This is a genomic window from Flavobacterium sp., assembly GCF_043720215.1.
GTDB lineage: Bacteria > Bacteroidota > Bacteroidia > Flavobacteriales > Flavobacteriaceae > Flavobacterium.
Genome location: NZ_JAYSSZ010000033.1, coordinates 1 through 5731 on the forward strand (window position 1 = coordinate 1; position 5731 = coordinate 5731).

Below are 5731 nucleotides of genomic sequence, written 5' to 3' on the forward strand. Positions count from 1 at the left end.
GTTCAAGCCATAACCGATTGTAAGATGATTGTTTTTTCGAAAAAAGATTGGCAAGAACTGCTCAATACAATTGTGGGCTTTGATACCATTGTATATAAAATTATTTCAAAAGCATTACTTCAAAAAATAGAAAGAAGAAGTTCTATAGTTTCAGAAGATGGAACTACACGATACTTGGCTTTTTTAGAAACCTATCCCAATCTTGCAAATCGTATTCCGCTTTCCTATTTAGCTTCTTATTTAGGTATGACACAATCTTCATTAAGCAGAATTAGAAAAAATATTCGATAATTTGCTTTTTGCCAAATGGCAAATGATTTCATTTTTAATCGATGCAACTTTGCAGTATTAATTTAAAAAAAATAAAAATGAAAACCGTATCAATTACAGGAGCAAACAGAAGCATTGGTTTAGAAACCGCTAAACAGCTTTCAAAAAAAGGATTATTTGTCTATTTAGGAACTCGTGACCTTCAAAAAGGTGAAACAGTTGTAAAAGAATTAAACGAAAATGGATACGAAAACATCAAAGCTATTCAAATTGATGTTACTAATCTCGATAGCATTGTAGCTGCCAAAAACACAATTGAAAGTGAGCAAGGCAAATTGGACATTTTGATAAACAACGCAGGAATTAGCGGAGGTTTTCCACAATCAGCAATCGATACTGATATCACTATTTTTAAAGAAGTCTATGATATTAATGTGTTTGGGCTAATTCAAGTAACTCAAATTTTTATGGATTTATTAAAAAAATCTGCCCAACCACGAATTACCAATTTAACTTCTGGTTTAGGTTCGCTGACATTACATAATGATCCAACTTGGCAATATTATGACATAAAAGCAGCTATTTACAATTCATCAAAAGCCGCACTAAATATGTATACCATCACTTTGGCTTATGAATTGCGAGAGACTAATTTCAAAGTCAATGTTATTGATCCCGGTTTTACAGCAACAGATTTTAATCATCATACCGGAACAGGAACGGTTGAAAATGCGGCAAGTTTTGTTATAAAACATACTGTAACTGATGATAAAGCGCCAACAGGTAAATATTTTAGCAACGATATAAAAGATGGAACTGAAATAAGTCCTTGGTAAAATAAAAACCCATTTTGGATACAACTAACTTCATTTTGGTAACTTTAAAATTTTACATACGCCGCACCTTTGTATTTCACAAATAACAATAAAAATGAAATACAAAATTTTAGGAAACACAGGATTAAAAGTATCGGCACTTTGTTTGGGTACAATGAATTATGGCGGAAAAGGGTTTTTTGGTTATATGGGAAATTTAGACCAAAACGAAGTCGACGAACAAATAAAAACCGTAACCGAAGCTGGTGTAAATTTTATCGATACAGCCAATATTTATTCCGAAGGATTGTCAGAGGAAATGATTGGGCAAGCCATAAAAAATTTATCTCTCAATAGAGAAGATTTAGTTTTAGCAACAAAGGTTCGTGGTGCTGTTGGAAAAGGACAAAATAATTTAGGACTTTCTCGCAAACACATTATTCAAGAAGTGGAAGGAAGTTTAAAACGATTGAAATCAGATTACATCGATTTATATCAAATACATACTTCCGATCCGTTAACGCCAATCGAAGAAACTATTCGTGTTTTAGACGATTTAGTCCAAAGTGGAAAAATTCGTTATTTCGGAGCAAGTAATGTTTCGGCTTGGCATTTAATGAAAGGCTTGGCCTATTCAGATTACAATGACAGAAATAGATTTGCATCATTACAAGCCAATTATTCATTAGATACTCGAGATATTGAAAGAGAAATAATTCCTTTATTAACCGATCAAAAAGTAGGTTTAATGGTTTGGAGTCCTTTAAGTGGCGGTCTACTTTCTGGTAAATACAACCGAGATTTACAAGGTGCGAAAGGTAGATTGAATGATTTTCCTTTTCCACCATTCAACGAAGAACGGGCTTACGATATTTTGGATGTTTTGTATCCAATGGCAGAGCAAAAAAGCGCATCTGTGGCACAATTGGCTTTAGCCTGGTTAATGCATCAAAATGCAGTTTCGAGCGTGATTATTGGAGCAACTAAACTACATCAATTGCAAGACAATTTAAAAGCGGTTGATGTTATTTTTACTTCCGATGAGTTAAAGAAATTAGATGAAATCAGTAAATTAGCACCTCAATATCCTGGCAACGTAATCGAAATAATGACTTCTGACAGAAGCGCAGGATTAAATTTTTTGCAAGGCGATATTTAAAACAGTCAAAATAAAAAGAGAAATTTCATCGTTTCTCTTTTTGTTTTTTAGAACTTTACAAAATGGAAAAAGAAGCAATAAATATAAAAACAATCAATTCTGTTTCTGAATTGCATCGTTTGTTGTCTTTGCCTAAACCTTCGCATCCTTTGATAACTTTAATAAATCACAGCGATGTTTCAACAATATCCGATGAAAACAAGGAACGGTTACTTTTAAATTTCTACAATATTTCAATCAAAAGAAGTTTTCAAGGACAAATGAAATATGGTAAAAATTATTATGATTTTGACGAAGGTACAATGTCATTTGTTGCGCCAAATCAAATTATTGCCATTGATGAAGATGATGACAGAAACAAAGAGGGTTGGTCATTGTTATTTCATCCTGATTTAATTCGGAATTATCCTTTGGGGAAAACTATAAAAAACTACGGTTTCTTTGCTTACGAAGTAAACGAAGCTTTGCATCTTTCAGAAGAAGAAGAAAAATTAGTTGAAGGTTTAGTTCAAAATATCGAAAAAGAATACCAATCAAGAGTTGATACTTTTAGTCAAGATGTAATGGTTTCCAATCTCGAATTGCTATTAAATTATTGCAATCGATTTTATAACCGACAATTTACAACTCGAAAAATGGCAAATAACGATTTGCTCTCTAAATTCGAAAATTTATTATCTAATTTCTTTGAAGATAATTCAAAAATGGGCTTGCCAACAGTTACTAATCTAGCAGTACAATTGAACCTGTCTCTAAGTTATTTAAGCGATATGTTGCGAACAGTTACGGGACAAAACACCCAACAACACATTCATAATAAACTAATTGAAAAAGCAAAAGACATTTTAACAACCACTAATTTTTCAATCAGTGAAATTGCCTTCGAGTTAGGTTTTGAATATCCACAATCGTTTAGTAAATTATTTAAAGCTAAAAGTGGAGTTTCTCCTCTGGAGTATAGAAAATCGTTTAACTAATTAGCCACAATGGAAGTTAAAACAGTAGATCTTAAAGAATATATCAATTTGAATTTGATTCAGTTATTAAATATATTTGAGAAGTTCAGGTTAAATACAACTCAAAAACTATAATCGATAGTTGAAGAGAACAATAAATTTTAAATAAAAAAATCAATGTCAATAAGTAAAGAATCAGAATTAATTGGAATGAAAAAGGTAAGTGAAGCTGTGGCTTATACTTTAAAAGAAATGAGAAACTTTGCAAAACCAGGAATGACTACAATGGAGTTAGACAATTTTGGTGGCAAAATTTTAAATGATTTTGGAGCCAAATCTGCACCTTATGTTACTTATGGTTTTCCTGGTTGGACTTGCATAAGTGTAAATAATGAATTTTGTCACGGCATACCATCTGACAAAAAAATTCTTAATGAAGGAGATTTAATTAATATTGACGTTTCAGCAGAACTAGACGGGTTTTGGTCGGACAATGGAGGTTCTTTTGTTCTTGGGACAGATATAAACAAACACCAAAAACTTATTGAGGCTTCAAAGGAAATTTTATATAAGGCAATTCATAATATAAAAGGAGGAGTTCGTATCTCCGATATTGGTTATTTAATTGAGACAGAAGCAAAAAAAAGAGGTTTTAAAGTAATAAAAAATCTAACTGGTCACGGTATAGGACGAAGCCTTCACGAAGAGCCAAGCGAAATAGCTAATTTTAGAGATAGATATAATCTTACAAGGTTTAAGAAAAATTCAGTAGTTGCTATTGAGACATTTATTTCTACAACTTCCACTTATGCCGAAACATTAAAGGATGATTGGACGATGGTAGGAAATAAAGGCGGTTATATGGCACAGCACGAACATACAATCATAGTTACTGATGGAAAACCAATTGTGCTTGCAGAAATGAATGAGATATGGAATTAAAATTTCAAAAAGATTTTAACAACTCATTTTTTTAATCCTCTTTTATCTTCTCTCGATGTTGTTTTCCCCAAGCTGCCATTGAATCTACAATTTCTTTTGCAGTATAACAATACGGACTAATTTTATATTCCACCGTTATTGGCGATGTATCATAAACAGTTCTTACCACCATTTTATTTACTTCAAGCTCCTTTAACTCTTTTGAAAGAACACGATTTGTGATTTTTGGAATAAATGCTTTGATGTCTGTAAACCTACTATTTCCTTGTTTTATGGCTATAATAATAGGCAATCTCCATTTACCACCAAATACATACAAAGTGTCTTGAACATACATAATCATATTCTTTGTTATTTTTTCGTTTTCGCTTGTCATATTATTTATTATTGGTATCCTTTAGTATATCGGTATCAAATGTATACTTATTAATTGATAATTTTGCATTGTAACAAATTTTAAATAAAAAATTATGCAAAAAAGAAAATTAAGAGATTTAGAAGTATCAGCAATCGGCTATGGTGCGATGGGTTTGAGTATGGGATATGGTGCTACTCCAGAAAAAGAAGAAGCAATAAAACTAATTCAGAAAGCGTATGATTTGGGTTGTACATTCTTTGATACTGCCGAAATCTATGCAATGGGTGCCAACGAGCAATTGGTTGCAGAGGCGTTAAAAAGTGTTCGAAATAACGTTGTTATTGCTACCAAATTCTTATTTCAAAAAGATTGGGAAGGGAATACAACAGAACGCTTAATGCAAGAATTAAGGGGTCGATTAGAAAATTCTTTAAAAATGCTTGGCACCGATCATATCGATTTATATTACCAACACAGAGTTAATCAAGACATTCCGGTTGAAGATATCGCGTACTGTATGGGCGAATTTATCAAGGAAGGTAAAATATTAGGTTGGGGTCAATCACAAGCAACTGTTGAAGAGATAAGACGAGCGCACACAATAACTCCATTAACAGCTATTCAAAGCGAATTTTCTATTATGGAACGTATGTATGAAAAAGATGTTATTCCGCTATGCGAAGAACTCCGTATTGGTTTTGTTCCATTTTCTCCATTGGCAAGCGGCTTTTTGTCTGGTAAATTAAGTTCAGAAACTAAATTCACAGGAATAGATGCAAGAAGAGTGATTACTCGTTTTGAAAAAGACAACATTATTGCAAATCAACCCTTGTTAGATTTACTACATCAATTTGCAAATGCAAAAGAATCTACACCAGCACAAATTTCTTTAGCGTGGATGCTTCACAAAAAAGATTTTATAGTGCCAATTCCTGGATCAACAAATGCTTCAAGAATTACTGAAAATCTTGGAGCTGCTAATGTACTATTAACAGATGCTGAATATGCAAATATTGAAACTGAATTAAAGAAAATCAAAATTCACGGAAACAGAACCGATGAAGATATGATGAAATTATGGTCACTAAAAGATTAATTTTAATTAGTGACTATTTGAAATTAAGCCTACATAAAAGTAGACTGAACCCAAAAGTTTGGACAAATTTATAATTAATTTTGATAATAATGAGTTCGATATTGTATCGGACTCATTTTGTTTAAATTTGACTTA

Annotated in this window: 7 protein-coding genes; 6 read left to right on the forward strand and 1 reads right to left on the reverse strand. The window is 32.1% G+C overall.

Annotation, left to right across the window (positions count from 1 at the left end):
* From ACHZC3_RS01340 to map, 5 genes are all read left to right on the forward strand, one after another.
* The coding region (locus ACHZC3_RS01340) for a Crp/Fnr family transcriptional regulator (protein ID WP_394758077.1) at nucleotides 1–291 on the forward strand (291 nt) is incomplete at its 5' end.
* 77 nt (nucleotides 292–368) lie between these two features.
* Nucleotides 369–1106 carry an SDR family NAD(P)-dependent oxidoreductase gene (locus ACHZC3_RS01345; RefSeq protein ID WP_394758078.1) on the forward strand — a complete coding sequence of 246 codons (738 nt, stop codon included), beginning with the start codon at nucleotides 369–371 and terminating at the stop codon, nucleotides 1104–1106.
* Nucleotides 1107–1200: 94 nt separating this feature from the next.
* Nucleotides 1201–2244 carry an aldo/keto reductase gene (locus ACHZC3_RS01350; RefSeq protein ID WP_394758079.1) on the forward strand — a complete coding sequence of 348 codons (1044 nt, stop codon included), beginning with the start codon at nucleotides 1201–1203 and terminating at the stop codon, nucleotides 2242–2244.
* Nucleotides 2245–2306: 62 nt separating this feature from the next.
* Nucleotides 2307–3221 carry a helix-turn-helix domain-containing protein gene (locus tag ACHZC3_RS01355; protein ID WP_394758080.1) on the forward strand — a complete coding sequence of 305 codons (915 nt, stop codon included), beginning with the start codon at nucleotides 2307–2309 and terminating at the stop codon, nucleotides 3219–3221.
* Between the two features lie 156 nt (nucleotides 3222–3377).
* On the forward strand, nucleotides 3378–4142 hold the full coding sequence (map, locus tag ACHZC3_RS01360; protein ID WP_394758081.1) for a type I methionyl aminopeptidase: 765 nt from the start codon (nucleotides 3378–3380) through the stop codon (nucleotides 4140–4142).
* A gap of 31 nt (nucleotides 4143–4173) precedes the next feature.
* Here the strand turns inward: map and ACHZC3_RS01365 are convergent, their stop codons facing one another.
* Nucleotides 4174–4518 carry a winged helix-turn-helix transcriptional regulator gene (locus ACHZC3_RS01365; protein ID WP_394758082.1) on the reverse strand — a complete coding sequence of 115 codons (345 nt, stop codon included), beginning with the start codon at nucleotides 4516–4518 and terminating at the stop codon, nucleotides 4174–4176.
* A 94-nt stretch (nucleotides 4519–4612) separates the two neighbouring features.
* On the opposite strand from ACHZC3_RS01365, the gene ACHZC3_RS01370 reads away from it, so the two are divergent.
* On the forward strand, nucleotides 4613–5596 hold the full coding sequence (locus ACHZC3_RS01370; protein ID WP_394758083.1) for an aldo/keto reductase: 984 nt from the start codon (nucleotides 4613–4615) through the stop codon (nucleotides 5594–5596).
* Nucleotides 5597–5731 lie beyond the last annotated feature (135 nt).